Source organism: Mesorhizobium sp. ES1-4 (assembly GCF_020164745.1).
In the GTDB taxonomy this organism is placed as follows: Bacteria; Pseudomonadota; Alphaproteobacteria; order Rhizobiales; family Rhizobiaceae; genus Mesorhizobium.
In genome coordinates, this window is the sequence record NZ_JAIUGV010000025.1 from 33,096 (window position 1) to 58,031 (window position 24,936).

The window sequence follows — 24,936 nt, forward strand, 5'->3', positions numbered from 1 at the left end:
GGCTCATATGTCGGACCTTAACGTCATCCATCATAAACTTTTTGCGACAAAAGATTGCAAGAATGCTAAATTGTTAAAGTCGTTTGTTTCGGTTAAAGGCATCCATCCCATGGATGGCTGATGACATGCGTTTCAAAGGACTTGATCTAAATCTCCTCGTTGTGCTCGACGCACTCCTGACGGAGCGTAATCTCTCGGCGGCGGCACGCAGGATTAACCTGAGTCAGCCCGCCATGAGTGCGGCCGTCGCCCGACTGCGCGATTATTTCCGCGATGAACTGTTTACGATAAGAGGTCGCGAAAGATTTCTAACCCCGCGTGCGGCAGCATTTGCCCCCGCAGTTCGCGACGCTCTCCAGCACATCCAGTGCTCGATTATTTCTTCGGATCCGTTTGACCCAGCTCGAGCCGATCGCCTCTTCAGGATCATTCTTTCCGATTTCGTCACGCTCGTGTTTTTCGAAAAGCTTGTGGAGCGTATTTCACGGGAAGCCCCCGCCGTCAGCTTCGAACTGCTGCCTGTCGACGATAGCCCCGATGAGCTTCTCCGGCGCGGTGACGTCGATTTTCTAATTCTACCGGATATGTTCACGTCGAGTGTGCATTCAAGCGTTGCGCTGTTTGACGAGAAGCTCGTGTGCGTAGGCTGTCCCACAAACAAGCAGCTGCCACAGCAGCTTACATTCGAGAGATACATGTCGATGAGGCACGTCGCGGTCAGGTTCGGGCGTACGATGAAGCCGTCTATCGAGGAATGGTTTTTGCTTGAGCATGGCCTTAAGAGACGTGTCGAGGTCGCCGTGCAGGGCTTCAGCATGATTCCACCTATGGTGTCCGGCACAGCTCGTATAGCGACCATGCCCTTACGGCTGGTCAGGCATTTCGAAAAAACGTTCCCCCTGCGGGTTATCGAACTTCCGCTGCCATTTCCCACATTCACCGAGACCCTCCAATGGCCGGCCCTCCACAATAGCGATCCGGCAAGCATCTGGATGCGGGAGATAATGATACAGGAGGCATCTCGGATGGCTGCCCCGCTGTGAACCCACGGAAAATTCAGGCGCACCTATAGTCACTACTCCTGTCACCATCTACTTTGACGACAATAGCCCTCGCCGGATAAAGTCGATGCTGGCGGCAAGTGCGCCTGCGAGATCGTCCAGAGAATGGACTTCCTCGACCAGCTCGAATGAGAAAGGTCCCGCGTAGCCGCCATCCAGCAGCGCCTGAATCTGGCTGCCATTGTCGGAACCTGCAAGAAAGCGATCGGGGTAAATCCAGAAGGTCGGGTCGTTTACGCTTGAAATGTGCACCAGGCCGGTAAGCTCGCAGAACAGGCATGTCTCCCCGGCCAGGGTGTGGTGGAACGTGTCGTGCACGAGGCGAAAGACGGACTGGCCATCAACCGCGGCAACGGCCTCGGCCGCTTCCTTCTTTGATCGAAGCGAGCAGGTTCGGAAACCCAGCGGCTCGATGAGACCGATCAGACCCCGCGACTGGAGGATTGGCTTGATCTCGTTTAGAGCGAAACGAAGATTGTCCTGGCGCTCGCTATTGGTGGGCCACGAGCTGCGGTTGGCCGGCACCAACACGAGCGTCTCCGCCCCGCACGCCGTCGCATAATCGGCGAGGTTGCTTGCCTCGGCCTGACGCGTTGGAGTCCAGTCGTTGAACCGCTGCAAGGCGTTGACAGAGATGATCGTGACGCCCGCTTCGGTAGCGGCCAACCGAACGTCCGCAGCCGGAATGCCGCGTGCGACAGGATTGCTGAAATGAGGGTAACGGATTTGGACGTCGGTCAGGCCTTGGTCACGGGCAAGCGCGAAAAGCGCACTGACGTCAAGGCGGGGCGCCGCCATGTGATCGAGTGCAAAGCGGGGCGATACCTGGCGCATTGCTTGACTTTCCTTCCATGAAGCGCGGCTGCCATTTCGGCATCCGGCTTCTTTCAAGACGGAACCACGCCGGTTCACAGATCGGACAGAGACGGCCGAGTCAATCGAGCTTTCCTTTCATCGGTGAAAGGAAAATGGGCGCTCATGATAGAAATCCATCAAGGTCAAATATTTTCCGGAAGATAAATGTCGAACGGCAGAAATGTCTGCCCCGGGCTCTCCGCGACGCCGGCTTTGATGGCCCGCTCCATTGCCATTATCAGCTCCTGGCAAAGTCGGCGCATTGGCGTGCCGACCGCCATCGTCAAGATGTCATCCGCAAGCGCCCCACGTGACTGCGGCGTCATTTCACTCACGATCGCGACGAGATCCTGACCGCTCCCCTCTTCTCGGAGCGCGGAAATTGCCCCCTCTATCCCCCCGCCGGCCATATAGAAGCCGACGAGCTCTGGTTCCCGCTGCATAAGATCCAGCAATTTTTCGTAAGTGAGCTGCCGTTCATCAAGGTTCACGAGCGCATCAAGCACCTCGAATTTTGGCGCGTTCTCACGAAAATACGCACGAAAGGCCGTTTCCCGCGTCGCATGCGCCTGGAAGCGATGGCTTCCGACAAACACCGCCACCTTGCCGGGCCGTTTTGCGGCCTTGGAAAACACCCAAGCGGCAGTCCGTCCGACCTTGCTGTTGTTGAGGCCGATGTAGCCCTCGCGCACGCCATCGGCGAAGTCGGATAGCAGCGAAAATACCGGGATACCTTTCGCCTTGAGCTCCTCGACTGATGCTGTGATTTTCGGGTGATCGGCCGCCACCATGGCGATCGCCTGGCAGCGGCTCCCAAGGTCCTTAAGAAGCGGGAGCAGGTCACGCGGCAAATGTGACTGCGCGAACTCGATGATCGGAAGGCCGTGGAAGGATTTAGCCATACTGACCGACTCTTCGATCTTGCGAGCGAAATCTTGGTAGAAATCGTGGGTAGGTTTTCTCAAGATGAAGCCCAGCTTGTAGTGCGGCAGGTGCTGCTGCAAGCGCTGTTTGATGAGACCGGCAGCATGATAGCCGATCGCGTGCGCGGCCGCATGGACCCGCTGGGCGGTCTCCTCTCGCACCGGAAGGCGGACGTTCAGAACCCGATCGACTGTTGCTACGCTGACTCCGGCTTCGCGGGCGAGATCGGCTATTGTGACGCGCTTTCCCCTAGCGATTCTGATCGGCCGGTCCTCCATCATCCGGTGCGCTCCCGCGACGGCTTGGGGCGGCAAGCTGAAATAGTTCCCCCACCCCGCGGATAGCGCATTCGACGAACAGCGCTCCATGCGCACCCAGATGAGTCTCCGTGAACCGTTCGTTTGCTTAGGGGCTTCATGGTGTTGTATTACTCACTGCGTTAGTACTCTATTTCCAGCGCTCTTTGGAGGCTGGCAATTCGACTGTTGTGTCAAGGCCGCTACTTACACGTCGCGCTGTTGCGATCTTGCTTGCGGGGAGCCAGTTTGATGTAACCCTAACCGCGGAAAGCGGTTTCCATCCGTGACTGGTCCAATTCGCCTTCCCAGCGAGCGACAACGAGCGATGCCACCGCATTACCGACTAAATTCGTCAGCGCGCGGCATTCCGACATGAAGCGGTCCACGCCAAGAATTAGAGCCATTCCGGCAACGGGAACACTCGGCACGACAGAGAGAGTAGCGGCCAATGTGATGAAGCCGGCGCCGGTGACGCCTGCCGCACCCTTCGAGGAAAGCATCGCAATTAGCAGCAGGAGGATCTGATCGGCAATTGACAAATCTGTGTTCGTCGCCTGGGCGATGAAGAGGGCGGCGATCGTCATGTAGATATTGGTACCGTCCAGATTGAATGAGTATCCAGTAGGGATGACGAGACTTACGACCGAACGGGCGGCGCCGGCCTTCTCCATCTTCTCCATTAGCGAGGGCAGCGCGGCCTCCGAGGAGGACGTTGCCAGGACAAGCAGCAGCTCGTCCTTGATGTAGCGGACGAGAGAAAAGATCGAGAAGCCGTTGTAGCGGCAGACCGCGCCGAGAACCCCGAACACGAAGAGGAAGGCGGTAAGATAGAACGTCGCGACCAGTATCGCGAGGTTGGCCACCGAACCGATTCCGTATTTGCCGATCGTAAAGGCCATTGCGCCGAAGGCGCCGATGGGTGCAGCCTTCATCAGAATGCCGACGAGCTTAAAAATGGGGGCGGTAAGCGCCTGGAGAAAGGTAACGACCGGCCTGCTCGTCTCTCCGGTCATCGCCAAAGCAATGCCGAACAGGACCGAGAAGAACAGGACTTGCAGGATGTCGCCTTCCGCGAAGGCACTGGCAATCGTTGACGGGATGATGTTCATCAGGAAGCTGGTCACGGACTGCTCGTGAGCCGTGGCCACATAGCCCTTAACGGCTTGGACATCGAGCGAGGCCGGATCGATGTTGAGGCCGGCGCCAGGTTGAACGATATTCGCGACAATCAGTCCGACAACGAGTGCAAGTGTCGAGAAGGTGAGGAAATAAACCATCGCCTTGGCGGCAACTCGGCCGACCTTCTGCAGATCGCTCATGCCGGCAATGCCGGTCGCAATTGTCAGGAAGATGACAGGTGCGATAATCATCTTGACGACTTTGATGAAGGCATCGCCGAGCGGCTTCAGGCTCTGGCCGGTTTCCGGATAGAGGTAGCCAATTGCGGCTCCCAGGACTATGGCGGCAAGCACCTGCACGTAGGTCCGGGCAAAATGGGGCTTGCGGGGCGCTGCGATCGCGCGGGGGACTCTTGGAACCAACACCGTTTCTCTCTCCCTGACCGGATCGGGGTGGGGGCTCCTCCTTCTCCCATGCTGCGCTCCGGTCGAGCGCTGCTGTCATCTCGGAGCAAGCGCCGTGCCAACTGGAGGCCTGTCCCGTCCAGCGAGATTGGTGCGGGTTGCGCACTGGAACCCTCCACCTTTGCCGGAATTTGCACTCAAGGCTCGCCAAAGATCGCGTCTGAAGAAGTGCTTCGCCAGAGAGGGAATTGACCAGGTCGCCTTGCGGCCGTGTCTTTGATGTCTGCCGCAGATCGACTGCCGGCCGATATCTCTGTCGTCTTGGTGACTTTGGTTTGTCAGTTTTGCGACGGAATGCGCGCAAACTGCAGGATATCCTACACGCCCATCAGAGCACGCGGTACAAGCGATTAAGCGTAGGAGCGCATTGAATCTCCGAGGTCAAAAAATCTTGAATAAGGTCCCCGTGCGAAGTGAATCCGCAACTCGTCAAAGTTCTCCACCGTTTGATCCAGCGGTCGCGTTTCCTGGCGCTGCAGGATGGCGTTATCTGATGGCTCAAGCGCTGGAACGCCCAGGAAATCCCAAACCGCTCCCAGGCATTGGGCAGGTTCGTGAAGTAGGCTCTCGTATTCCATTACAAGCAGGTTGGTCGACGTGAAGGAGTCCATAACGCGAGCGTGAAAATCGTCGGCGGCTTTGAAATAAGCCTCACAGTCGGCGATTGACAACCTGACGCTCGGTGGCCGAGCGGTATCGTTGTCCCAGCTGAACTTCAGCCAGTGACCGCTTTCCCTGGCCTGCACAAAGGATCGGAGCGATTCCAATACGTTTCGGCGAACAACAAGGATGACCTTGAGTGCTGGCCAACGAGCCAGTTCCGCAAAGAATGCGGGACGCTCGCGAAACTGAGGTTCATTGATCTTGCATCCAAGATGCGTCACATTCTTGTAGTCGCGCATAGGGCAGCGCACATAGGCAAGCTCAAGAAGCTCGCGATCCGTGCCTAGCAGGCGATCAGTGCTGGGCCAATTGGGATCATATTCGTTTAGCAACTCACCGTTACTCAAAACGGTCGGATGCTCGTTTAGCAATTCTTCTAAATAGTGTGTTCCGGTCCTTGGCATAGCAAGGATCACAAAAGGCTCAAGAGTTGCTTCGTTGTGGGTCATTGCATGTGTATCCAACTAAATAATGGCCGCGACGGTCTGTGGACGCGCACAAGAAGCTTGGCTGCTATCGATTGAACGCTCCGGGTGGGTCCGCGCCTCACCATCCAGCCTGTTCTTCGAGGTGTGGTCGCGAAGCTGGGCGGGTGCCTGCAGCGGCTGGGTGGCGCCCGGCTTCGGCGTTGTACCACTCGCGATTCCTAGCATACGCATGCCTCCGGGCCGCTGTGGGCAGTTTGCATCCGGCATTGCGGACCTCCTTCTGGTTAATGGGTGTAAGCAAGCGTCAACGCATTAGTCGTCGATGAAACAGTCCAGCCGACAGAAAAAAAGGCAATACAGCGAACATGCAAAGTGCGCCTATATGCAGCCCTACATTGTCGCCCAGGCGGCCGAGCATCACCGGACGGATTAGCTCGATAGAATTCGCCAGGGGCGAGAAGGCCGCAATCTGCTGAAACACTCCTGGCAATTGGCCGACTGGAAAAACCGCGCCCGAAAGGAACAGCATGGGTGTGATGACAAGCGTCTGATAGAAAATAAAATAGTGATAACTGGGCGCGAGCGCGATGACGAGCATGGCCAGGCTCGCAAAGGCGAATCCGGTGAGAGCGACGACCGGTAGCACGTAGAGAACCGACGTCCACGCGGCATAACCTAGCGCGGCCGCAACAATCGCAATTGTCGTACCGGCCAGAAAAGCCTTTGTGGCTGCCCAGGTCAATTCACCGAGAACGATGTCGCCGAGGGTAAGTTGTGTGTGCAGGATTGCTTCCCAAGTGCCCTGATCGCGCATTCGACCGAAAACCGCGTAAATTGTTTCGAAGGTTGATGCTGTCATCGCGCTCGTCGCAACCATGCCGGCTGCCAGAAAGGCGATGTAGGATGCACCTTCGATGCGGCCTACCAACAGTCCAAGGCCAGTGCCGAGCCCGAAAAGGTAAATCATCGGATCAGCAAGGGTGCCGAGCATTGAAGCAAATGCCACCTTCTTCCATGCCAGATGATTGCGGCGCCACACCGCCATCCAGTTCCAGGCGTTGGCGGGTAGAGCGGCCGCAAAACGTTCACCCATTGCTCACTTCTCCATCTCACGTCCGGTTAACCGCAAGAAAACGTCCTCCAGACTGGGTGGACGCTCTAGAATACGCAGACCCGCTCGACCGCGAAGCTGGATGCGCACATCCTCCGGCTCAGGCGCATAGCAAAAGAGCGTCTCGCCGCTTACCTCGACACGCTGAACGTACGGTCTGATCAGCGAAATCAGCTCCTGTGGATTACCGCCGAAGATCTCGATCACGTTGCACCCAATGTACTCGTCGATCAGCGCATGAGGACTGCCCTCGGCGATCTTGCGTCCCCGCTCGAGAACACACAGCCGATCACAAAGCCGCTCAGCCTCTTCCATGAAATGGGTGGTCAAAATGATCGTTTTTCCGCTCGCCAGCAGGAAACGAAGTCGCTCCCAGATCAGATGGCGGGCATGCGGGTCGAGGCCGGTCGTGGGCTCATCCATCACAAGCAACTGGGGGTCGTTGATCAGAGCACGTGCCAGCGTCAGGCGCCGCTTCATCCCGCCGGATAGCAGGCCGACACGTGAATCCGCCTTGCTCTCAAGGCGAGCGAACTCGAGCAGCCGTGGGATGACGGCGTTGATCTCTCTTGTACTCATGCCGAAGTAGCGCCCGAACACCAACAGGTTCTCACGTACCGTAAATTCCAGGTCGAGATTGTCGAACTGCGGGACCACGCCTATGCCCTTGCGGGCCAAGCGGCTGCGTGCCGGCACTGGTAGACCGAGGACTGTTATATCACCCGCGTCAGGCCGGGTCATACCGAGGAGCATACGCGCAATCGTGCTCTTGCCTGCGCCGTTAGGCCCCAGCAGACCGAAGCACTCTCCCGATGCAACGGTGAAGGACAGCCCGTCCACAACGAGCTTGTTTCCGAATAATTTGGTTACGCCGGTAAGGTCGATTGCTACATTGGACATGCGTCTATCTCAAGCGGAATGAGTCCGATTGGCCACCGGCAGCTTACTTGCGAATTCTGGTTCAGAGCAGGCCACCGCCTTGAGATGACACCTTTGGAAAGTCGCGGCCGGAGCGACGTGTGTATCGCTTCCGCCAAAGAATAACGTCAAGATGCCACGTGTCGCTTCCACATAGTCCCCGTTCTGACCATAGGTAACTCGACAAGCTTCACCCCGTGTCGACTGACACAACTTACTCGGTCACTCGGCGCTGCAAGGCCGTCAGACTTCACTAGCTGTGAGCGAAAGATCTGCAGTATGAAGTGACTCCGCAATTCCAGAATTGCCCGCAGCATTTGCTCCGCCAAGCGGCATCGCGCTTGTGATTTCCTTTGTGCTGCTGTTGGGCAGGGGAACACTTTTACGCGACAGCCAATCGCTATTGCTCAATGTACACAGGGCGTAAGCCTTCAAGGGGATCAACAGGAATATCCTGATTAACGCGTGCATTGAATAGCCGATGAATCGAAGCTGCCGAGTGCGGAAAGATAACACCGTAGATCTGATTATGGTCATCGTGACAATAGCCAGCACCGTCCACCAATTTACTGTATGTGAAAATAGTAACTCACCGAGCGCCGTTACTACCGCGATGCCGAGCAACAATGGGCCGAGATTCTCTCCCATCACATCCAAAGTTAGATAGCGATCCAGGCCACGCAGTAGACCTCGCGCAAGCATCGTGTCCCGGAAAGTGCTTCGTGCCCAGCGGAGTTGTTGGCGCAAATAAGGTCCCATCTTGTCCGGAACGACTGTCGCCGCGACGGCACCTGGAACGTACTCGGTTCGAAAGCCTGCTTTCAGCATGAGGATCGTAAGATGACGGTCTTCACCGAAGTCGCTTGGTTTCCCCCTGAACAGCTGCGTCTCGTATTGATCCAGCAGAGAAAGGAGACAAGACCGGCGGTACATTGCACATGGGCCGCAGCAGCACATGACCGCACCAAAGCGACCTTGCGCCGCGCGCTCCTCATTGCAAGCCAGCCAGTATTCCATATCGATCAATCGGGTCAACCAAGTGTCGCTGCGGTTGTATGCCGTCAGCTGGCCCATGGCCGCTCCGACCATGGAATCCCGCATTTTTACTGCAAGCTTCGTGATGACGTCGGACGCAAGTGTCGTGTCAGAGTCGACGCTGAGCACGAAATCTCCAGATGAGCGGCGGATGGCGGCGATCTGCGCCTTGCGTTTGCCAACATTTTCGCGGAGCAGAATGAAATTGAATCTCGGGTCGCCCTCGTAGGCGTGATGTACCGGGATGACGGCATTACGATTTCCAGAACCGTCGTCAACCAGATAGACCTGAAATGTTCCGGAGTAATCTTGATTTGCAATGGAAGCTAAACACGCCGCGAGTGTGCGCGGGTCCTCATTGTAGCAGGGGATAATGACATCCACGCTCGGCCAACGGTCGGATCCGAACAAGCTTTCCGACGGCGGCGTAACATTTTCCGGTTGGGAGTAGACCGCTTGCATGCCTCTGTAAACAGTCGAGAGCACCGCATAAGACGAAACGGCAACAGTACTGGCTGTGGTGAGAAGGTCCATAGGATCTCTGTTTGTTCAGGGATGTTGAGGAAGTGATCGGATTACAAATCCGCGGCCGTGCAATTCTGGAATTAGGCGTGACAACGCTGTCACCGTCTGGTCGCGCAGACTGGCTTGATTGCCTGGTTGCAATTCGTCGGGAGCGCACCCGTCGTGCAACAGCACGATTGCGCCCGGCCGGATATCGGCGAGCACTCTGTCGACGATGGCGTCAACGCCGGGGCGAGACCAGTCGCGTGGATCAATGGACCAATGGACGGGCGCCAATGCCTCACCCGCTAATGCAGCGATTACTTCTTCGGTCCAGATGCCATAGGGTGCACGAAAGTACCGAACCATGGCCTGCGGGCAAGCCATCCCTATGACTCTGTTTGCCTCAACTATCTGGCAGTCGACTTCGACGGACCCGCATTTAGCTAGGTCCGGATGAGTCATCGTGTGGTTGGCTATACCGTGGCCGTCTGTAATAATTCGGCGAACGAGTTCCGGCTCGTCGGCCGCGTAGGCCCCAACAACGAAGAAGGTCGCCGGCACCTGATGTTGCGCCAGCACATTGAGTATCTGCGGTGTGAAAAATGAATTGGGACCGTCGTCAAACGTCAGATAGACGCTGCGCTCTGCAATGCGATCGGCATTGTCACTCTGCCCTTCGCATATGTAGTCCAGAGGCTTCATAGTTCCGGACCGTTCCGGTCGATCAGGGTACCAGACGGCCACTCGTCCATCGAGCGTCCGATCGGCGAAACCAACACGAGTACGTCTTCCAGGCGCGTGGGCGGCAGGTCGGGATGCACATCTGGACGGGTCGACCGTACGCGAACGCCCGACACAATGTTCGCGAGGCCGGCTCTGCAGAATCTTTCGACATGGTTTCGCAGCGCGTGCCGAACCGTGCCGAAAGCGAATGGAACACCCAACTGATGGAGCACTGGGTACGCCACGCGCATCGAAAAACCGATTCCGAGCCCTTCAAGATCCGGACGAACCGCGTACAGGCCCAATTCAGCGACGATCAAGTCGACCTCGCCAACTTTGATGAAGCGCCGCAGCATGCCGATGTGAGCCGCTACCCCATGCGCGTCGTAGCCGATTGCGCGGAATTCCGGCCTCGCGCCGGCCCAACTGCGGCCGCCTTCGAATGGCTCCGCGTTGAAGGCGCCAGTCCGTCCATAGGTCTTTCGAAAAAAGTCGGAGAGTTCGACATGGTCGGCCAGTTGCAGCTCATTTTCCCAGCACAACTTCCACTCGACATTCGGACGCATGGAAGACCTCACCTTGTAGCTGTCTGGTTGAGATAAATGTCCAAGCATTGATTAAATAATTGGCGTCGCGCCAACGGGGCGTAACTTGTGGGGACCGCCGAAAGACCAAGCCGCAATGCAGATGCGACTGACTTTGTACGCCCCGCACACCAGATGATGCTCCTCAGATCCAACGCAACCATCGGAACTACCTATCTTTCCAACTTGAAGCGCTTCTATGGGACCTGCAGCAAAAACGGTAAAATCCTTTGTTTAGATGAAAGGTATCCACGCTTTGGATAACTGGGCGAATGCGTTCCATATGGCTGGTCAATTATCGTCGTCACGCTCGAGGCACTTCTGACGAAGCGCAAAGCTCACGCCCGCGGCACGCGCGGCCGTTGCCGGGCCGCGCGATTATCTCCGTAAGAGCCGAGTGGAGCTCAGACACGACGATTGATCAGAATCTGATTCGCGGGTTCAGTATCTCTTTCGTGTATCCAGCTCTGGGCTGTCCTTTGGCGGGAGTTAGGTTCGCCCAGGTTCTGAGCCTGGGGCGTTGGCCCGTTCGCCGCGCAGGCTCCTTCGCACATCGTCGAGGCCGAGAAAGAGGGGCCACACAGCTCCCCCTGTACTTTCCACCACCCGACACCAGCGCTCACCCAGGGCGCCGGCCTTGCTCACCTCAACGGATAGCGCACTCGCGCCGCTTCACGATTAAAAGAATTCTACAAGCAAGATGCCTGTTTGATCGAGAGACGTCCGCTGCCAATTCCCGCATCGCAGAGGCAGCCAATAGCGCTCGCTTTACATAGTGGTCCGGCAAGCAGCTAGATACGACAGGTGACCTCAAATGAGGCGTCTTGCATGGCTTCTACACCTGCCTGAATGCCAGAACTGCGTTCGTACCGCCCATGGCGAAGGCGTTGCTCATGGCGACGCGCACCTTGCGCTCCCGCGGCACATTGGGTGTGATGTCGAGGTCGCAAGCGGGATCTGGCTCGCGATAGTTGGCGGTCGGCGGCACGACGTCCTCTTGGATTGCCATCACGCAGGCGATCATTTCAAGCGCGCTCGCTGCGCCGAGGCAATGCGCGTGCGTGGACTTGGTGGAAGAGATGGACATCGAATAAGCGTGGTTTCCAAACACACGCTTGATCGCCGCCGTTTCAGTCTGATCATTGCTCTTGGTACCGGTGCCGTGCGCGTTGAGGTAGTCGACGTCCTCGGCATTCAGCCCGGCATCGGCAAGGCAGGCGCGCATCGCCGACGCTGGCCCCTCGACAGATGGCGCGGCAATGTGGAAGGCATCGGCGGAAAGGCCGACGCCGGCGATCTCGGCAAGAATTGTGGCACCACGCCTCGTGGCATGCTCGTAGCTTTCCAGCACGGCCATGCCCGCACCCTCGCCCAGCACCAGGCCCTTCCTATCGGCGGAGAAGGGCCGGCAGGTATCGGGTGAAAGCACGCGCATTGCTTCCCATGCTTTCAGCACGCCCCATGCGAAGGGTGCGTCGCTGCCCCCGGAAACCATTACGTCGGCCCGGCCCAGCTTGATCTGGTCCACCGCCGAGGCGATCGCATGGTTGGCCGAGGCACATGCGGAGGTCACCCCGAAGACCGGCCCGCGCAAGCCGAGGCTCAAGCTAAGATGGACGGAAGCGGCGCTGGGCATCACCTTTACTCCAGTGAAGAGTTCAGCACGGATTGCGCTACCCAAAAGCAGTGAGCGGTAAGTTTGTTCTGTTGCGTACGAACCGGTAAATCCGACGCCCACTGTCGCGCCGAAGCGATGGGCATTCCCCTCGTCGCAGGAAAGTCCGGCCTGCCGCATGGCTTCGCGCGCTGCAAGCACGGCGAGCAAGCTGAAGCGGTCCATGGAGATGAGATGCCCCCGGTTGATGTCGTGCTGGGGCAGCGCCTTGATCTCAGCGCCGGTCATGCCCTCCAGGTCATGAAGCTCGGAATTGGCGATCGGGCCGATGGCGGAGCGGCCTTCGCGCATCTCTTTCCACATAGAGGCGGCCTCGGTGCCCAGTCCGCACAGGCCGCCCACTCCGGTGATAACGACGCGCCTGTCCATTCAAGCCTCCTTCGCAAGCAAGCCGCGGACGGCTTCCACGACGTCGCCGACATTCTTGAGATTGGACCAGGCATCGGCCGTGTTCATGTCGATCTTGATGCCGTAGGCCTGCTCCACATCCCAGAGGACGTCCGCCAAACCCAGCGAATCGAACCCGAGCGCGTCCAGTTCCGTGGCGATTGTTATCTCGCCGACGAATGACGCAGGCATTCCCTCACCGCTCTCCGACTCGGCGCGTTTCTTGATCAGGGCAATGACGTCCGTTGCGAATTGATCGGCCATTCTGTTTCCTGTCTTTCTTTCCCGCGTTTCGACCTGGACGCGGCTCAGTTCCTGAGGCGCGCCGCGTCGCGAAAGCCATCACGCTTGGGCAACTGACAAAACCCAATGCTCATAAAGCCGGATCAGGTCCGGCCGGTGTGTGGCGTAGGTGCAGTATGACGATGTGAGCCGCTACACGTGCGCGTCTCCCGGTCTGTCCATAGGCTCGGAAGAAGTCGGACAGTTTGACATGGCCGGTCAGTTGCAACTCCCTTTCCCAGCACTCCACTGCCCGGTAGAGCGCATGAAAAATCTCCTTTCGGGCGGTTTCTTAAGACGCTCGCCACGCCATGAGGCAGTGGGGGCATCGGTGTCCATCAGGTGCTTCTGCCCATGCAGGATTCCAGAACATTGATGAAATCGTTTGTTTCGATGAAAGGCATCCACACTTTGGATGGTTGACCACGCTTTTCAAAGATCGTGAACTACATCTCCTCGTTGTGCTCGACGCACTCCGGACAAGTAACCTCATGGGCGCGGCATGCAGGATTAACCGAGCCCAGCCGGTCATGAGTGCGGCCTTGCCGGGTCGGGCGATAGGCAGTCATGCCCTGCCCTTCCTGCGGGTCAAGCACTCCGAAAAAACATTTCCCCCATAAATGCTAGATCTTCCGTTGCCTTTTCGCGTCACAGGCCGTCAAACGCCCGGCCGTTCACAACAGTGATCCGGCAAGTGTTTGGCTGCGCGAGACGATGCTGCAGGGAGTCGTCCTGCATGGCACTTCGCTATGATGCTGCGGTGCCGTCTAACGGCGCCTCGTGCTTGAACGCACTGAACGGCCACCGCGATCAAAATCGATGGTTCGAGGACCGTTGATCATCACCCCGCCAGCCTCGATCTTGTTTGCCGCCACGAGAGCGACACAGAGACTGCTGGTGAAGATGCCCGCCTGCCCGCTATGTTCCGGATGGTTGACCATCCCGGATGGACCCATCGAGGGTGTCAAGGCGAGCATGAGCACAGGCGCGAACAGTTCACGGGCAGGCGCGACGGTGGCCGCAAAGCAACGTCGCGCCAGCATGCGATCTCAGCAGGATCGGCACCATCCTGTCAGGGAGCAATGCGAGTGGCTGGCTTAGCCGCTGCGACGCTGCCCGGCATCGCGTTCAATTGATCTGGCGCCTTAAATGCAGGAAGGCTTCGCGGCCGGTACGAGGCGCATCCCTCCTCCGAAGCAGCACGCCCAAGTATCATCACAAGCCCCGAGCGCCCGCGTTCGGCGATGTCCAATTTCCGACAATGTCGGAATACAGTCAGATCTGCTGGATTGACTTTAAATGGTTTTCTCATTTGGCACAGCGCATGCTGGTTATCCGGAAACACGTGACCGACCAACAAGAAGTCGCATGACACAACCGAAGCCATCCATGTCTGACGGGCTGCCCAGGATACCTACTGCGACCGCGCTTGCCCGGTGACGACCGCTCCGGCTCCGCCCGTTACCGACGAGGCAAAGTGACGGATTTCCTGCGTTTCAACGACATGGAGGTGGTTGTCATTCCCGCTGGGGGACAGACTCGGCCTGTTCAAGGCATTGCGCGAAGGCGGCAAGATGACGGCCACCCGTGCGCGAACTCAAGGAGCGCAGCCTGTATCGTGTATCAGGCAAATAGGCCGTCGGTCAGTGACCTTGACACAGGGGACATGCGCAAGGTCCTGAAGTTTGATGCAGCGATAGAAGGGTGCCAATGACAACAATAGCTTACAGGAACGGAACCATGGCTGGCGACGGCCGAGCCTTGGGTTTTGACTCAGTATCCGTCGGTGAGAAAACGAAGGTGTTTCGCTTATGCGACGGCACACTCATCGGCGTTTCCTCTTCGTCCTTGGGTATTCCAAAGGCCGTTCGAGACTGGGTTGAGAAGGGCATGGATGTTTCTGATATTCCTGTGCCGCGCAACGACGACAATTTTGAATTTGAGGCGCTGATAGTGCGCAAAAATGGGGAAGCCGTATTGTTGGACGGCAATTGGCTGCCAAGTGATCCCGTGAAAGGTGAATATTATGCCATCGGGAGCGGCAAGCAGTATGCTTTGGCCGCGCTGGTTTTGGGCAAGTCAGCTAAGGAAAGCGTCGAAGTTGCCGCGAAACTCGACGTTTGGACTGGTGGCACAGTCACTGCCATAACTCACTAAACCCGCCTTTCGGCGGGAGTGTGACAGTGCGAGCGTGGAAGTAGGGCGCCACCCCGGGGCACGTCGAGCCCTGTCATGTGAGCTGGTCCATAAGCGCGCGAAAGCGTCCAGTTGTGGCCAAAAGCACGATTTGCGACAGAACCGGCCCGCTTCTATGAGTATGGGCCGCTTTTTGCGGCCAGCGTGCTTGCCATCCTGCCGCCAGTGGCCGTCGCCTTCTTCTTCCAAGGTTACCTCGTCATGAAGTAGAGCACCACGATCTTGTCGGAGAGATCGGAAGGCGGACGGCCCTTCCGTCCGCGTCGGCCAGTTCGAAAGGCGGCGCGGCCTGCTCGTCGATCGCCTGGAAGAACCTCTCCGCGCTGTCCCTCATCTTGTCGAGATCGGCGCCCGGATGGTGGGCCAGCGCGGAGGTCCCGAGGATCAGCGCCAGAAATTGAATCGCAAGCGACGGTTTCGCTTTCATGGACAATGCATTCCGGTTGGGGGCGTTCGAGGGCTCCGCGGCTAGGATTGGTCTCACTGTGTCTGCTCCCGCTCCCGGCGGCTCATCTGCCTGATAGGCGCGTTCCCGCTCGGGCCATGTGCTTTTGATGAAGGCCAGAACGGCCCGGATCTCCTCGTCGGTGAGGACATTCCCGAAGCCCGGCATGTCGCTCTGGTAGCCGCCGCCGACGACCGCGGCCGGTCCCGGCGCCGGCATGCGTCCCGAAGGCAGCGGGCTTTCCAATCGCGCTGACCTTCGCCTGGCTAAAACCGTCTTGCCTAGCGCTATCGCCGCGGCCGGGGCGCGGCCATCCGGTTGGCGAGCCAAGGCAATGTCCAGACCAATCCGAGGCCTGCCGCGGCCACGCATCGATAAGAGGACCGACGCCCTTCTCCTTTGCCGCCGCTGGAGAACAGGTATTTGATCAGCGCGGCCGTCCCGAGGACGAGCACGACGACGACAAGCAGCCACACCAGGCCCGTGCCGAACATCATCATGCCGCTCATGCATTCCATCATCGAAGCCTCCTATTCCGTGGCGTAGATGCCGCCGGTCGCGTCAGACTTTCGGATTTCGAGAATCTCGAAGGGCGCTTCCTTCGTGCCACTCATGCCGGGGGAGCCCATCGGCATGCCGGGCAGCGTCATGCCCTTTGATGTCGGGCCGCTCGGTCAAGAGCTTGTTGACCGTGCCGACCGGCACATGGCCGCTCACCACATAGCCGTCGATGAACGAGAGAAGGCAGCCATCGGCTTCCGGCGGAATGCCCTCTTCGCGGCTCATGGCGAAAAGGTCGTGAGTCGGCCTTGACGGTGATTCCTGGAAGGCCGATTCCAAGGCGAGCTGGCTTGAAGGCCGCGGTCCGGATGGTCGACTAGGCAGCTTGGTTCCACGATCGCAATGCTTGATCGCTTCATTGCAGGCCATGGGCTCTCGCCCCCTCCTTTTGCCACACGAGGCGCCAGCTCACGTGTTGTTGTTGGCGTGCGCCCCGGCAACCGCTTTCACCAGCCGCTCCAGCGATCCCGCGCGCTCCAGCTCCGCAAAGAATGATGCGGCGTGACGCTACCCAGCCGGTGCTTCTCGGCCTTCCAATTAAACTGTCTCGACGAAAGAGCCGTCTCCGTTGCTCCGGTCTCGGTGTTGAGTTCTCTAAGGCTGCGCCACACCTTGGTCCCCACGCCGGCAAATGATCTCACTATGCAGCCCGTGCTCGCACGCTCTCAAACTAATTACCGCTGCTGCAACACGCCGCCTGGCGGCCTGCACCGAAAAGCCGACAGGGGTGCATCTGAATAGCCGTGAACCCAGGTCTCAAAGACCATCCGGCGCGACGAGCGGACGCACCGCACGTGTGACACCCGCCTTGTGGGGCAGGGTTGCCTTTCTCAATCCCGGCGTTGGTCGGCGTCCCAATGAGCAGCAAGCTATTATCGGCCGCCGAATCTTAGTGGCTTCGTCGAGAGCCTCAATCAACCAAGCGGCGAAAGCCCCGCTAGAGTCTCCGCCCGCCTGTCGCTATGAAGCAGTTGCAGCCAGCGCTGCTTCAGGCGCATGAACTCGCCCGATGCAATGATTTCCGTCGCCCTGGGTCTTTCGAAGGGCACTGTTTCTATTCCCTTCTTCTTCGGCGCGCGGCTTGATGCCGACATACGGTTTCTTGACCTGCCGCCTGAACTGGCTGCCGAAGCGGGTGCCCCGCCAGCGACCCCGACAATCCCCTGTTCCGCAACTGCTGAAGAGCCGACTGCGCTCGCATCCCGATATTGCGCAACGGCACTATGCCGACATTCTGGAGACCGCAGCCGCATGAGCCTCGAGATGTTCCGCCGACCGTCGACAAAGGCGTCCTCTCGCCTGCGTCCGCCATTTGTCAGTGCTCGATCTGATTGGGGAGACGCCGGTCGTCGAACTGAAGAGATTCGATACCGGCAGGTGTCGTCGCTTCGTCAAGATCGAAAGCCAGAATCCCGGCGGATCGATCAAGGATCGCATTGCGTTGTCGATGATCGTTAATGCCGAACAGCGTGGCACGCGCGGGGCGGTACAATCATCGAAGCGACCGCTGGCAACACAGGGCTCGGCCTGGCCATCTGGCGGCACGAAGCGCGTGATCGCGTGTCCAAAAGCTGACAGCGTCAGACAAATGTCAGGTTCATTACAACCAACATCTGGGCACTGACGAGGTTTTTCGAAGCAATGGGCGCTAACTGCGCGCTGAGCGCGTTGGCATGGCTTTTGAGACTGAGTGACTGTGACTGCACTCAATGGGGCAAGACGAGCGATGCGCTCCTCCCTGAACCCGTGTGCCGTCTCTGAGAGGAAACCAGCTCGTGCAGAAACCTTTGGAAATAGCTTTGGACCGCAACGTGGTATTGCAGATGGAGTCCCCGGCTCCTTCGATTAGAGTCGAGAACTGGCTGCATGGCGAGCCCCTCACGAGCTTTGAGCCCGGCAAGTGTACATAGTCGAATTTTGGGCAACTTGGTGCGGCCCATGTGTGGACGGGATGCCCCATCTGATCCAGCTGCAGGGCGTCGCCAGGCGCACCATCTGGACAGCAGGAACTGGACTATGGGCAAGGTAACAGGCTTTCTCGAAATCGACCGGCAGGTGCACAAGTACCAGCCGGCCTCCGACCGCATCCGGCATTTCCGCGAATTCACGCTGCCGATGTCCGACAAAGAGGTCGAGAAACAGGCCGCGCGCTGCATGGATTGCGGCATTCCGTTCTGCCATGGGCCGACGGGCTGCCCGATCCACAACCAGATCCCGGACTGGAACGACCTCGTCTACAATGGCGACTGGGACAATGCGATCCGCAACCTGCATTCGACCAACAATTTCCCGGAGTTCACCGGCCGCATCTGCCCCGCACCTTGCGAGGAAGCCTGCACGCTGAACCTCGAGGACATCCCCGTCGCCATCAAGACGGTCGAGCAGGCGATCGCCGACAAGGCTTACGAGACCGGCCATATCAGGCCCTATCCGCCGGAGAAGAAGACCGGCAAGCGCGTCGCCGTCATCGGCTCCGGCCCGGCCGGCATGTCGGCTGCCCAGCAGCTCGGCCGCGCCGGCCACGACGTCCATGTCTATGAGCGCGAGAGCCGGCCCGGCGGGTTGATGCGTTACGGCATTCCCGACTTCAAGATCGAGAAGCACTATATCGACCGGCGCATCGAGCAGATGCAGGGCGAGGGCGTCACCTTCCATTGCGGCGTCAATGTCGGCGTCGACAAGCCGGTTGCCGAGCTGCTCGCCGAACATGACGCCGTGCTTTATTGCGGCGGTTCCGAAACGCCGCGCGCGGCCGGCATTCCCGGCGACGATCTCGGCGGCGTGCATGACGCGATGCCCTATCTGGTGCAGCAGAACAGGCGTGTCGGCGGCGAACCGATCCAGTCGGTGGCGTGGCCGTCGCATCCGATCCTCGCCGGCGGCCAGCATGTCGTCGTCGTCGGCGGCGGCGACACTGCCTCCGACTGCGTCGGCACCGCCTTCCGCCAGGGCGCGGTGCGCGTCACCCAGCTCGACATCCGGCCGCAGCCGCCGGAAAAGGAAGACAAGCTGTCGGTCTGGCCATACTGGGCGACCAAGATGCGCACGTCATCCTCGCAGGCCGAAGGCGCCGAGCGCGAATTCCAGGTGGCGACGCTTGAATTCATCGGCGAAAACGGCCAGCTGACCGGGGTCAAATGCTGCGAAGTCGACGAAAAGCGCAAGCCGATCGCCGGCACCGAATTCGTCATCCGCGCCGATCTCGCGTTCATCGCCATCGGCTTTGCCGGGCCAGCCGCTCGCGGGCCGGTGTCGGAACTGGCCGGCCAGATGAAGATCGCCATTGACAGCCGCCGCTCGAAGAATGTCGAGGCCAATGACCGGGACTACAGGACCAGCGTCGAAAAGCTCTATGCGGCGGGCGACGTGCGGCGCGGCCAGTCGCTGGTCGTCTGGGCGATCCGCGAGGGCCGCCAGGCGGCGCGCGCCATCGATGAGGCGCTGATGGGATCGAGCGTGCTGCCGCGCTGAGTCCGTCTCGAGACCCTACTTGTGCGGCCACCTGAAGGCGCTTTCCGCCCTTCCGCTGCCCCGGGCAGCTTACGGACTGATCGCCGTGGTCGTTTCGGTTGTGGCCCCGGCCGCAGGCTGCCGCCTTGGCGGCCAAGAAAAATCGTCGGCGCGGCCGGGCGCAGCAGCGGGCGCCTTGCCCTCGACGACGAATTTTTCACCGGGCCCGTCCGGCTTGGCCGGCGCTGCGGCACCGAGAAGTTCCGAACCGCCGTCGAGTGCCGGTGATTGCGAGTCGGCGTCGGTAGCCGGGTCGGCGGCCTCAGTCTTTTCCTTCGAGGGTGGACTACGTTACTGGCCAGTACCGGCAACGCATCGAAGGAACTTTACAATCATAAAGGTACGTCACTGGTCTCGCGGCTCACCTATGACGATCTAGACGCGCATTCGAGTCCACAATCCGACTGGCATTTTCGTAAAGGCCTCCTCGGTGCGGGCGGCATCAGGGAGGATTTTCTCATGACGAGGACTTCTTACGGAAATGGGGGGCTACTCAAACACATTCAGTGATCAGCGCGGGGGCGGCGTCAGCTATTTCACCGCCGATCTTGGATATAATTTCTTGAACTCACCGCGCTACCGCATCGGTGCTTTTGTTGGCAACAATTTCTGGCACGAGAGCTACGATGCTTTCGGTTGCACGCAGCAGGCGACCAACTGGGGAACCTGTGTGCCAACCGTCCCACCTACGTCAACCTCTCAGCCAGGACAACGATTGGCATTCGCTGCGACTCGGCTTGGCCGGGCAGACGCAACTCACCGAGCGACTCAGCCTTTCTGGTGACGTGGCGTTCCTCTTCACGCGGCTCGACGGCAAAGAGCAGCACCACATGCGCCCAAGATCAAGCTAATTCCCGAAGACGGCGATGGGCATGGCGTCCAGCTCGAGGCGGTGTTGCGGCCGTGGCGAATAACGGCACCGCTCATTTCGAAGAGGCAATGGGCGGTCGTGGTTCCCCGCAGGCCGACGATTGGAAGGCAAAGCGCTACGGCGTTTTCGTGCAGGCTAGCATCAAGTTCAACTGAGAGAGCAAGAACCGAGGAGAGCGGCGATGCCACTCCAGCTCATTACGATCATTGGATCAACAGAAGGAAGTTTTCCGAAGAGTTTTGCAAGCGTGCGCAAAGTCGCCAGACAAAGTTCTCTCGGTCCATAGTGTACGTGCCGTCACGCCCGTTCTCGACATGGTTGAATGATACGTCCCGCGCGATCGATCAAAGTCGTTTTTCATTGGTTTTCCGGAAATCGCGGGGAGCACAGCGTGCTGTGACCCTCGCCTGCTGGTTTTCTGTCAACGCGCAGATGAGGGAGAATGAGCGTACAGCAAAAATCATCAGTGCTGTCGCTTTCGCCAAAGCCCGCCGCAGCTAAACGGGGTCCCACGCCCGGTAGCGCCCCCTGCCGGTCACCTCACGGATGCCGAGTTCGGCACCAGCCCGAGCGCAGCGCGCTGGCTAATTTTCAGCTCGGCCGCGACCAGACCTGCCGACACCAGCGGCCGCGCCAGCACCAGCTCGATCAGCGCCGGCAGGCTCGAGTTTTTGCGCCGGTTCCTGAGCCGGCGCTCCATCTGGCTTTTGGCCAGCGCCTGGATGATTGCAAGGCTGAAACAGTCGATGGAACGCCCCTCCAGCGAAGCCGAACCGGACGAGGCGCGCGCGCCAGGTCCTTCGGCTGCCATCGGCACGCTGGGTTTAAGTGCTTGGGGTGACACGGCGTGATCTCCGCCGTTGGCGGGAACAGGGCAGTGCAATAGTACTGCCCTGTTCCTTTTGATCAGAGGCCAGTGCGGATTTCTTCGGCAAGCGCCCTCAACGTCGTCTCGACGTCATCGCCGTTTACCATCTTCTGCATCGCCACGGCCCATGCGTTCATGGCTTCGCCGAAGCCGACACGCGGTGTGAAAGCCAGCGCGGCTTGGTCCTGTATCTTTTTGAAGCTGTCAACGAAGTTGTTGAACTCGGGCTGCGAAGCGTACTTAGTCCAGGTGTCGTCTGCCAGGTCGACGTGCGCGGCGGATTGACGAGCTGGCCAGCAAGGGCACCCTTGAGCGCCACCTGCTTGGAGGTGGCCCACGGGATGAACAGCCAGGCCGTGCCCTTCTTTTCGGAAGCCGCGTTCATGGCGAGAGCCCAGATCCAGATGTCAGACTCCAAGCTCGTGGCGCTCGGTGCGTGCAGCGGCGGAGCGAAGGCGATCTTGCCGGATGCCGGCTTCCCCGCAACATCGTTCCAGAAGCCGAACATATTTGAGTCGATCGTCATCGCGCTGCGGCCGGACGCGAAGGAAGGAGCCGCGCACTTCTTGATCATGTCCACGTAATGTAGTCGTATCCAGCATCGGTAAGCTTCCAATCGCTCAGGTATTTGTCCAGCGGCTCCAGGGCGCCACTCGGAGCGAGGTCCTACGCGGGCTGAATGCCAGTGCCGAACACATCCCATGCTGGCGACTTCGTCGTCAGTTGGATCGTCATCTTGTTCCAGTAAGAATCGTCTGGGTAGAGTTCCGGCGTGACCTTGATGCCGGGTCAGCTTCTCGAACTCCGGAAATTGCGCAGCGAGAGCATCCGCATAGGGGTGGATGTCGTAGGCCCAAGTTATGCTGGTCCCTTCGAATTGACGCCAGTTCACGGTGTCGGCAGCGGCCGAATTAGTGAGCGATGCCGAGACGGCAAAAAACGCCAAGTCAAAAGCAAGCTGTTTGCGAAGCGACGCGCACCTGTAACGAGTACGGGGAATGAGCGACCCATGTAATCCTCCCTGGGGCATTTTGCCAATTTTTGGGTCCACTCCTCCATCCCGAGTTCGCTCATAGCCACAATAAGCGGTTTCCAACGAGCTCGCTCTGAATGCACCAGGCCAACTGGGTAAAAACGGGTAACCGGCACTAAAAGGCGTTGTAGTATCGCCACCAGAAATACTGCTCCGTGGTGCTGGCCTTTGCCTGGGGGCGCAACACGGCAACTACCCGCTCAAAACGGTTGGTCCTCTACCTCTTATTCACCGTCGCTTTCCTCGCGGCCTAACCCGGCCGGAATATCCGTTGCCAGAAAAAGGCCTCGCGGCCGGTTCGAGGCTCATCCCTCCTCCGAAGCAGCACGCTCAAGTATCGTCACAAGCCCCGAGCGCTTCGCGTTCGGCGATGTCCAAATTCCGACAATGTCGGATACAGTCAGATCTACTGGATTGCGTTTGAATGGTTTTCTCATTTGGCACAGTACATGCGGGTCATCCGCAAAACACGTGACCGACCAACAAGAGTTCGCATGATCACCTTACCACAACATACAGCCGCCGCGGAACAATCACTTGGCCCCTGATCGCCCACCCCGGCACCACAACCGGAGTCATCGATGTTCTGACAGGCTGCCCAAGGATACCTGCTGCAACAGGGCTTGCCCTGGTGACGACCACTCCGGCTCCGCCGGTTACCGACGAGGGCAAAGTGACGGATTTCCTGCTTTTCAACGGCATGGAGGTGGCTGTCATTCCCGACCACCGCGCCGGTCGTCACCCATATGGTCTGGTGCAGGATCGGCAGCGCGGAATGAGCCGCCGGGGATATCTGCATGTCTTCGAGCATCTGATGCTCAAGGCGCCTCATGACGAGCACGGCTCCGTCGCCTGGAGAGATTGAACCCAAAGGGAGATTCAGATGTCTGAAGCGAATCAGGAAAAGTTGGACGCATTCTTGGGGAAAATGGTCGGCGATCTCGGTGCGATCGCAACGGGCGCGGGAGTCCTGCTGGGGGACAGACTCGGCCTGTTCAAGGCATTGCGCGAAGGCGGCAAGATGACGGCCGCCGAACTTTCGACACGCACCGGCACCCAGGAACGCCTCGTAAGGGAATGGCTTTCCGGGCAGGCGGCGGCGGGTTACGTCGACTACGATGAAGCGAGCGACAAATTCTATCTCAACGCCGAGCAAGAGCTGGTGTTCGCTGATGAAGACAGCCCGGCCTTCATGGCAGGCGCATTCGAGTTCCTGTCCGCGCTGTGGCTCGATGAAGAAAAGGTGAGGCAGGCATTCCAGTCCGGCAAGGGCGTCGGGTGGCACGATCATAGCGCGTGTCTGTTTCGCGGTACGGAACGGTTCTTCCGTCCAGGCTACAATGCCAATCTGATCGACTCCTGGCTGCCGGCCTTGGAGGGCGTCGTCGAGAAGCTCGAACGCGGCGTGGACGTCGCGGATGTTGGATGCGGTCATGGTGCATCGACCGTGCTCATGGCACAGGCCTTCCCCAATTCGCGCTTCGTCGGCTTCGACTATCATGCCCCTTCGATTGAGCGCGCCCGCAAGGCGGCCGAGGTAGCCGGCGTCGGCGTTAACACGCGGTTCGACGTGGCGGCCGCCAAGAGCTATCCCGGAACCTATGACCTCGTCACATTCTTCGATTGCCTTCACGACATGGGCGACCCGACGGGCGCCGCCACCCATGTCCACGGATCGCTCAAGCCGGACGGCACGTGGATGATCGTCGAGCCGTTCGCGCATGATCATCTGGCGGCGAACCTCAATCCCGTCGGCCGCGTTTACTATGCCGCTTCCACTTTCGTGTGCACGCCCGCATCCGTGTCGCAGGAAGTCGGGCTCGCGCTTGGAGCCCAGGCCGGTGAGGCGAGGCTGCGCAAGGTTGTGACCGGCGGCGGCTTCAAGCGATTGCGTCGCGCCGCGGAGACACCGTTCAACATGGTGCTGGAGGCCCGCCCTTAGCGTGGCCGTCGCCAGAAATTGCAGCTCATCGCATTTGATGAAGATCACCGCCAAAAATCCGGACGCATCGGGCACATTTTCAAGGCGTCTGGGTTCACGCAGAGGTCGCTGCCGAGTTGTGTGCCAAGAGTCCCATACGTTGCGGCTCAGAAAGGACCCCACGCACGGCGACGAACATGCCCATAGCGATGGCCGCTATAATCACATATGTCCACCATGGCGCGTTCACAAAGCTGGTAAGCCACGTCGCACCGAACGCGCTTACGACAAAAACGAGAGCCTCGATAAAAAGACTGAGCCTGTACACATTCAGTCGTCTCATCCTCATACCACCCATCCAAAGACTGAGCTTGTTGCGCTACTGCGACAGAGCCTAACATATTGGAGAGTGCTCACTAGTCGACCGTGAACAATCCGAGCCCTAAGCGGCGACCGGCTTCGGCCGGATTTGAAGCAGGGCAATCAAGAGCGACAA

General features: G+C 59.0%; 21 protein-coding genes and 6 pseudogenes. 9 read left to right on the top strand and 18 right to left on the bottom strand.

The features are described 5' to 3' along the window. Positions 1 to 125 precede the first annotated feature (125 nt). Positions 126 to 1,043 carry a LysR family transcriptional regulator gene (locus tag LB556_RS29465; protein WP_063170390.1) on the top strand — a complete coding sequence of 306 codons (918 nt, stop codon included), beginning with the start codon at positions 126 to 128 and terminating at the stop codon, positions 1,041 to 1,043. Between the two features lie 48 nt (positions 1,044 to 1,091). Here LB556_RS29465 and LB556_RS29470 read toward each other — a convergent pair whose 3' ends face one another. The 12 genes from LB556_RS29470 to LB556_RS29530 form a co-directional block, all read right to left on the bottom strand. Further along, positions 1,092 to 1,895, bottom strand: coding sequence for a TIM barrel protein (locus LB556_RS29470; protein WP_063169395.1), 804 nt, complete (start codon positions 1,893 to 1,895; stop codon positions 1,092 to 1,094). Positions 1,896 to 2,059: 164 nt separating this feature from the next. Further along, positions 2,060 to 3,121, bottom strand: a complete 1,062-nt coding sequence (locus LB556_RS29475; protein WP_051695606.1) for a LacI family DNA-binding transcriptional regulator — start codon at positions 3,119 to 3,121, stop codon at positions 2,060 to 2,062. A 275-nt stretch (positions 3,122 to 3,396) separates the two neighbouring features. After that, positions 3,397 to 4,683: a dicarboxylate/amino acid:cation symporter gene (locus tag LB556_RS29480; RefSeq protein ID WP_063169396.1), complete on the bottom strand. Its 1,287-nt coding sequence runs from the start codon at positions 4,681 to 4,683 to the stop codon at positions 3,397 to 3,399. A gap of 389 nt (positions 4,684 to 5,072) precedes the next feature. Further along, positions 5,073 to 5,834, bottom strand: coding sequence for a sulfotransferase domain-containing protein (locus LB556_RS29485; protein ID WP_063169397.1), 762 nt, complete (start codon positions 5,832 to 5,834; stop codon positions 5,073 to 5,075). Positions 5,835 to 6,117: 283 nt separating this feature from the next. Continuing rightward, complete coding sequence (locus LB556_RS29490) at positions 6,118 to 6,906, bottom strand: ABC transporter permease (protein ID WP_063169398.1); 789 nt, start codon at positions 6,904 to 6,906, stop codon at positions 6,118 to 6,120. Positions 6,907 to 6,909: 3 nt separating this feature from the next. Continuing rightward, on the bottom strand, positions 6,910 to 7,824 hold the full coding sequence (gene nodI, locus LB556_RS29495) for a nodulation factor ABC transporter ATP-binding protein NodI (protein ID WP_024505873.1): 915 nt from the start codon (positions 7,822 to 7,824) through the stop codon (positions 6,910 to 6,912). A 261-nt stretch (positions 7,825 to 8,085) separates the two neighbouring features. Beyond that, positions 8,086 to 9,411 (bottom strand): chitooligosaccharide synthase NodC, encoded by a 1,326-nt coding sequence (gene nodC, locus LB556_RS29500; RefSeq protein WP_063169399.1) that lies wholly within the window; start codon positions 9,409 to 9,411, stop codon positions 8,086 to 8,088. A gap of 15 nt (positions 9,412 to 9,426) precedes the next feature. After that, complete coding sequence (gene nodB / locus LB556_RS29505) at positions 9,427 to 10,086, bottom strand: chitooligosaccharide deacetylase NodB (protein ID WP_063169400.1); 660 nt, start codon at positions 10,084 to 10,086, stop codon at positions 9,427 to 9,429. Next, positions 10,083 to 10,673 (bottom strand): NodA family N-acyltransferase, encoded by a 591-nt coding sequence (locus LB556_RS29510; protein WP_063169401.1) that lies wholly within the window; start codon positions 10,671 to 10,673, stop codon positions 10,083 to 10,085. Before LB556_RS29510 ends, nodB begins: the two co-directional genes overlap by 4 nt. An 853-nt stretch (positions 10,674 to 11,526) precedes the next feature. Beyond that, positions 11,527 to 12,735, bottom strand: coding sequence for a beta-ketoacyl-[acyl-carrier-protein] synthase family protein (locus tag LB556_RS29515; RefSeq protein WP_063169402.1), 1,209 nt, complete (start codon positions 12,733 to 12,735; stop codon positions 11,527 to 11,529). Next, positions 12,736 to 13,017 carry an acyl carrier protein gene (locus LB556_RS29520; RefSeq protein WP_029356603.1) on the bottom strand — a complete coding sequence of 94 codons (282 nt, stop codon included), beginning with the start codon at positions 13,015 to 13,017 and terminating at the stop codon, positions 12,736 to 12,738. A 785-nt stretch (positions 13,018 to 13,802) separates the two neighbouring features. Then, positions 13,803 to 14,078 (bottom strand): hypothetical protein, encoded by a 276-nt coding sequence (locus LB556_RS29530; protein ID WP_063169403.1) that lies wholly within the window; start codon positions 14,076 to 14,078, stop codon positions 13,803 to 13,805. A 697-nt stretch (positions 14,079 to 14,775) separates the two neighbouring features. On the opposite strand from LB556_RS29530, the gene LB556_RS29535 reads away from it, so the two are divergent. Beyond that, complete coding sequence (locus LB556_RS29535; protein WP_063169404.1) at positions 14,776 to 15,192, top strand: hypothetical protein; 417 nt, start codon at positions 14,776 to 14,778, stop codon at positions 15,190 to 15,192. 238 nt (positions 15,193 to 15,430) lie between these two features. Here LB556_RS29535 and LB556_RS31945 read toward each other — a convergent pair whose 3' ends face one another. From LB556_RS31945 to LB556_RS29555, 3 genes are read right to left on the bottom strand one after another with little or no spacing between them, the layout of a single operon-like run. Continuing rightward, entirely contained in the window at positions 15,431 to 15,922 is a 492-nt protein-coding gene (locus tag LB556_RS31945) for a c-type cytochrome (RefSeq protein WP_244514239.1), read from the bottom strand. A 41-nt stretch (positions 15,923 to 15,963) separates the two neighbouring features. Then, on the bottom strand, positions 15,964 to 16,197 hold the full coding sequence (locus LB556_RS29550) for a hypothetical protein (RefSeq protein ID WP_127312611.1): 234 nt from the start codon (positions 16,195 to 16,197) through the stop codon (positions 15,964 to 15,966). A 40-nt stretch (positions 16,198 to 16,237) separates the two neighbouring features. Next, positions 16,238 to 16,462, bottom strand: coding sequence for a DUF411 domain-containing protein (locus LB556_RS29555; protein WP_372958899.1), 225 nt, complete (start codon positions 16,460 to 16,462; stop codon positions 16,238 to 16,240). An 825-nt stretch (positions 16,463 to 17,287) separates the two neighbouring features. Between LB556_RS29555 and LB556_RS29560 the strand changes: the two are divergent. The 4 genes and pseudogenes from LB556_RS29560 to LB556_RS29575 all read left to right on the top strand — a co-directional run. Beyond that, positions 17,288 to 17,492 (top strand): annotated as a pseudogene (locus tag LB556_RS29560) (isopenicillin N synthase family oxygenase); the annotation flags it as partial. Between the two features lie 8 nt (positions 17,493 to 17,500). After that, positions 17,501 to 17,770 (top strand): annotated as a pseudogene (locus LB556_RS29565) (pyridoxal-phosphate dependent enzyme); the annotation flags it as partial. A 290-nt stretch (positions 17,771 to 18,060) separates the two neighbouring features. Continuing rightward, a pseudogene (locus LB556_RS29570) lies at positions 18,061 to 18,212 on the top strand (TlpA family protein disulfide reductase); the annotation flags it as partial. 41 nt (positions 18,213 to 18,253) lie between these two features. Continuing rightward, positions 18,254 to 19,708 (top strand): glutamate synthase subunit beta, encoded by a 1,455-nt coding sequence (locus LB556_RS29575; RefSeq protein WP_063169408.1) that lies wholly within the window; start codon positions 18,254 to 18,256, stop codon positions 19,706 to 19,708. Positions 19,709 to 19,777: 69 nt separating this feature from the next. On the opposite strand, the pseudogene LB556_RS29580 reads toward LB556_RS29575, so the two are convergent. From LB556_RS29580 to LB556_RS29590, 3 genes and pseudogenes are all read right to left on the bottom strand, one after another. Further along, positions 19,778 to 19,972: pseudogene (locus LB556_RS29580) on the bottom strand (DUF459 domain-containing protein); the annotation flags it as partial. 1,143 nt (positions 19,973 to 21,115) lie between these two features. After that, positions 21,116 to 21,336: pseudogene (locus LB556_RS32120) on the bottom strand (helix-turn-helix domain-containing protein); the annotation flags it as partial. Between the two features lie 188 nt (positions 21,337 to 21,524). After that, positions 21,525 to 21,824 (bottom strand): hypothetical protein, encoded by a 300-nt coding sequence (locus LB556_RS29590; protein WP_224571022.1) that lies wholly within the window; start codon positions 21,822 to 21,824, stop codon positions 21,525 to 21,527. Positions 21,825 to 21,827: 3 nt separating this feature from the next. Between LB556_RS29590 and LB556_RS29595 the strand changes: the two genes are divergently transcribed. The 3 genes and pseudogenes from LB556_RS29595 (at position 21,828) to LB556_RS29605 (ending at position 24,461) form a co-directional block, all read left to right on the top strand. After that, positions 21,828 to 22,070 (top strand): hypothetical protein, encoded by a 243-nt coding sequence (locus LB556_RS29595; protein WP_224571023.1) that lies wholly within the window; start codon positions 21,828 to 21,830, stop codon positions 22,068 to 22,070. A 1,053-nt stretch (positions 22,071 to 23,123) separates the two neighbouring features. After that, a pseudogene (locus LB556_RS29600) lies at positions 23,124 to 23,345 on the top strand (insulinase family protein); the annotation flags it as partial. Between the two features lie 57 nt (positions 23,346 to 23,402). Continuing rightward, the gene (locus tag LB556_RS29605; RefSeq protein WP_024504268.1) at positions 23,403 to 24,461 is read left to right on the top strand and encodes a class I SAM-dependent methyltransferase; all 1,059 of its coding nucleotides are present in this window, start codon (positions 23,403 to 23,405) and stop codon (positions 24,459 to 24,461) included. Positions 24,462 to 24,936: the final 475 nt, after the last annotated feature.

Excerpts from the sequence above, each read along its gene's own strand:
- LB556_RS29465 (WP_063170390.1), top strand. The coding sequence starts at position 126 with ATGCGTTTCAAAGGACTTGATCTAAATCTCCTCGTTGTGCTCGACGCA.
- LB556_RS29470 (WP_063169395.1), bottom strand. The coding sequence starts at position 1,895 with ATGCGCCAGGTATCGCCCCGCTTTGCACTCGATCACATGGCGGCGCCC.
- LB556_RS29475 (WP_051695606.1), bottom strand. The coding sequence starts at position 3,121 with ATGATGGAGGACCGGCCGATCAGAATCGCTAGGGGAAAGCGCGTCACA.
- LB556_RS29485 (WP_063169397.1), bottom strand. The coding sequence starts at position 5,834 with ATGACCCACAACGAAGCAACTCTTGAGCCTTTTGTGATCCTTGCTATG.
- LB556_RS29490 (WP_063169398.1), bottom strand. The coding sequence starts at position 6,906 with ATGGGTGAACGTTTTGCGGCCGCTCTACCCGCCAACGCCTGGAACTGG.
- nodI (WP_024505873.1), bottom strand. The coding sequence starts at position 7,824 with ATGTCCAATGTAGCAATCGACCTTACCGGCGTAACCAAATTATTCGGA.
- nodC (WP_063169399.1), bottom strand. The coding sequence starts at position 9,411 with ATGGACCTTCTCACCACAGCCAGTACTGTTGCCGTTTCGTCTTATGCG.
- nodB (WP_063169400.1), bottom strand. The coding sequence starts at position 10,086 with ATGAAGCCTCTGGACTACATATGCGAAGGGCAGAGTGACAATGCCGAT.
- LB556_RS29510 (WP_063169401.1), bottom strand. The coding sequence starts at position 10,673 with ATGCGTCCGAATGTCGAGTGGAAGTTGTGCTGGGAAAATGAGCTGCAA.
- LB556_RS29515 (WP_063169402.1), bottom strand. The coding sequence starts at position 12,735 with ATGGACAGGCGCGTCGTTATCACCGGAGTGGGCGGCCTGTGCGGACTG.
- LB556_RS29520 (WP_029356603.1), bottom strand. The coding sequence starts at position 13,017 with ATGGCCGATCAATTCGCAACGGACGTCATTGCCCTGATCAAGAAACGC.
- LB556_RS29530 (WP_063169403.1), bottom strand. The coding sequence starts at position 14,078 with ATGCTGGCGCGACGTTGCTTTGCGGCCACCGTCGCGCCTGCCCGTGAA.
- LB556_RS29535 (WP_063169404.1), top strand. The coding sequence starts at position 14,776 with ATGGCTGGCGACGGCCGAGCCTTGGGTTTTGACTCAGTATCCGTCGGT.
- LB556_RS29550 (WP_127312611.1), bottom strand. The coding sequence starts at position 16,197 with ATGATGGAATGCATGAGCGGCATGATGATGTTCGGCACGGGCCTGGTG.
- LB556_RS29555 (WP_372958899.1), bottom strand. The coding sequence starts at position 16,462 with ATGAGCCGCGAAGAGGGCATTCCGCCGGAAGCCGATGGCTGCCTTCTC.
- LB556_RS29575 (WP_063169408.1), top strand. The coding sequence starts at position 18,254 with ATGGGCAAGGTAACAGGCTTTCTCGAAATCGACCGGCAGGTGCACAAG.
- LB556_RS29595 (WP_224571023.1), top strand. The coding sequence starts at position 21,828 with ATGAACAGCCAGGCCGTGCCCTTCTTTTCGGAAGCCGCGTTCATGGCG.
- LB556_RS29605 (WP_024504268.1), top strand. The coding sequence starts at position 23,403 with ATGTCTGAAGCGAATCAGGAAAAGTTGGACGCATTCTTGGGGAAAATG.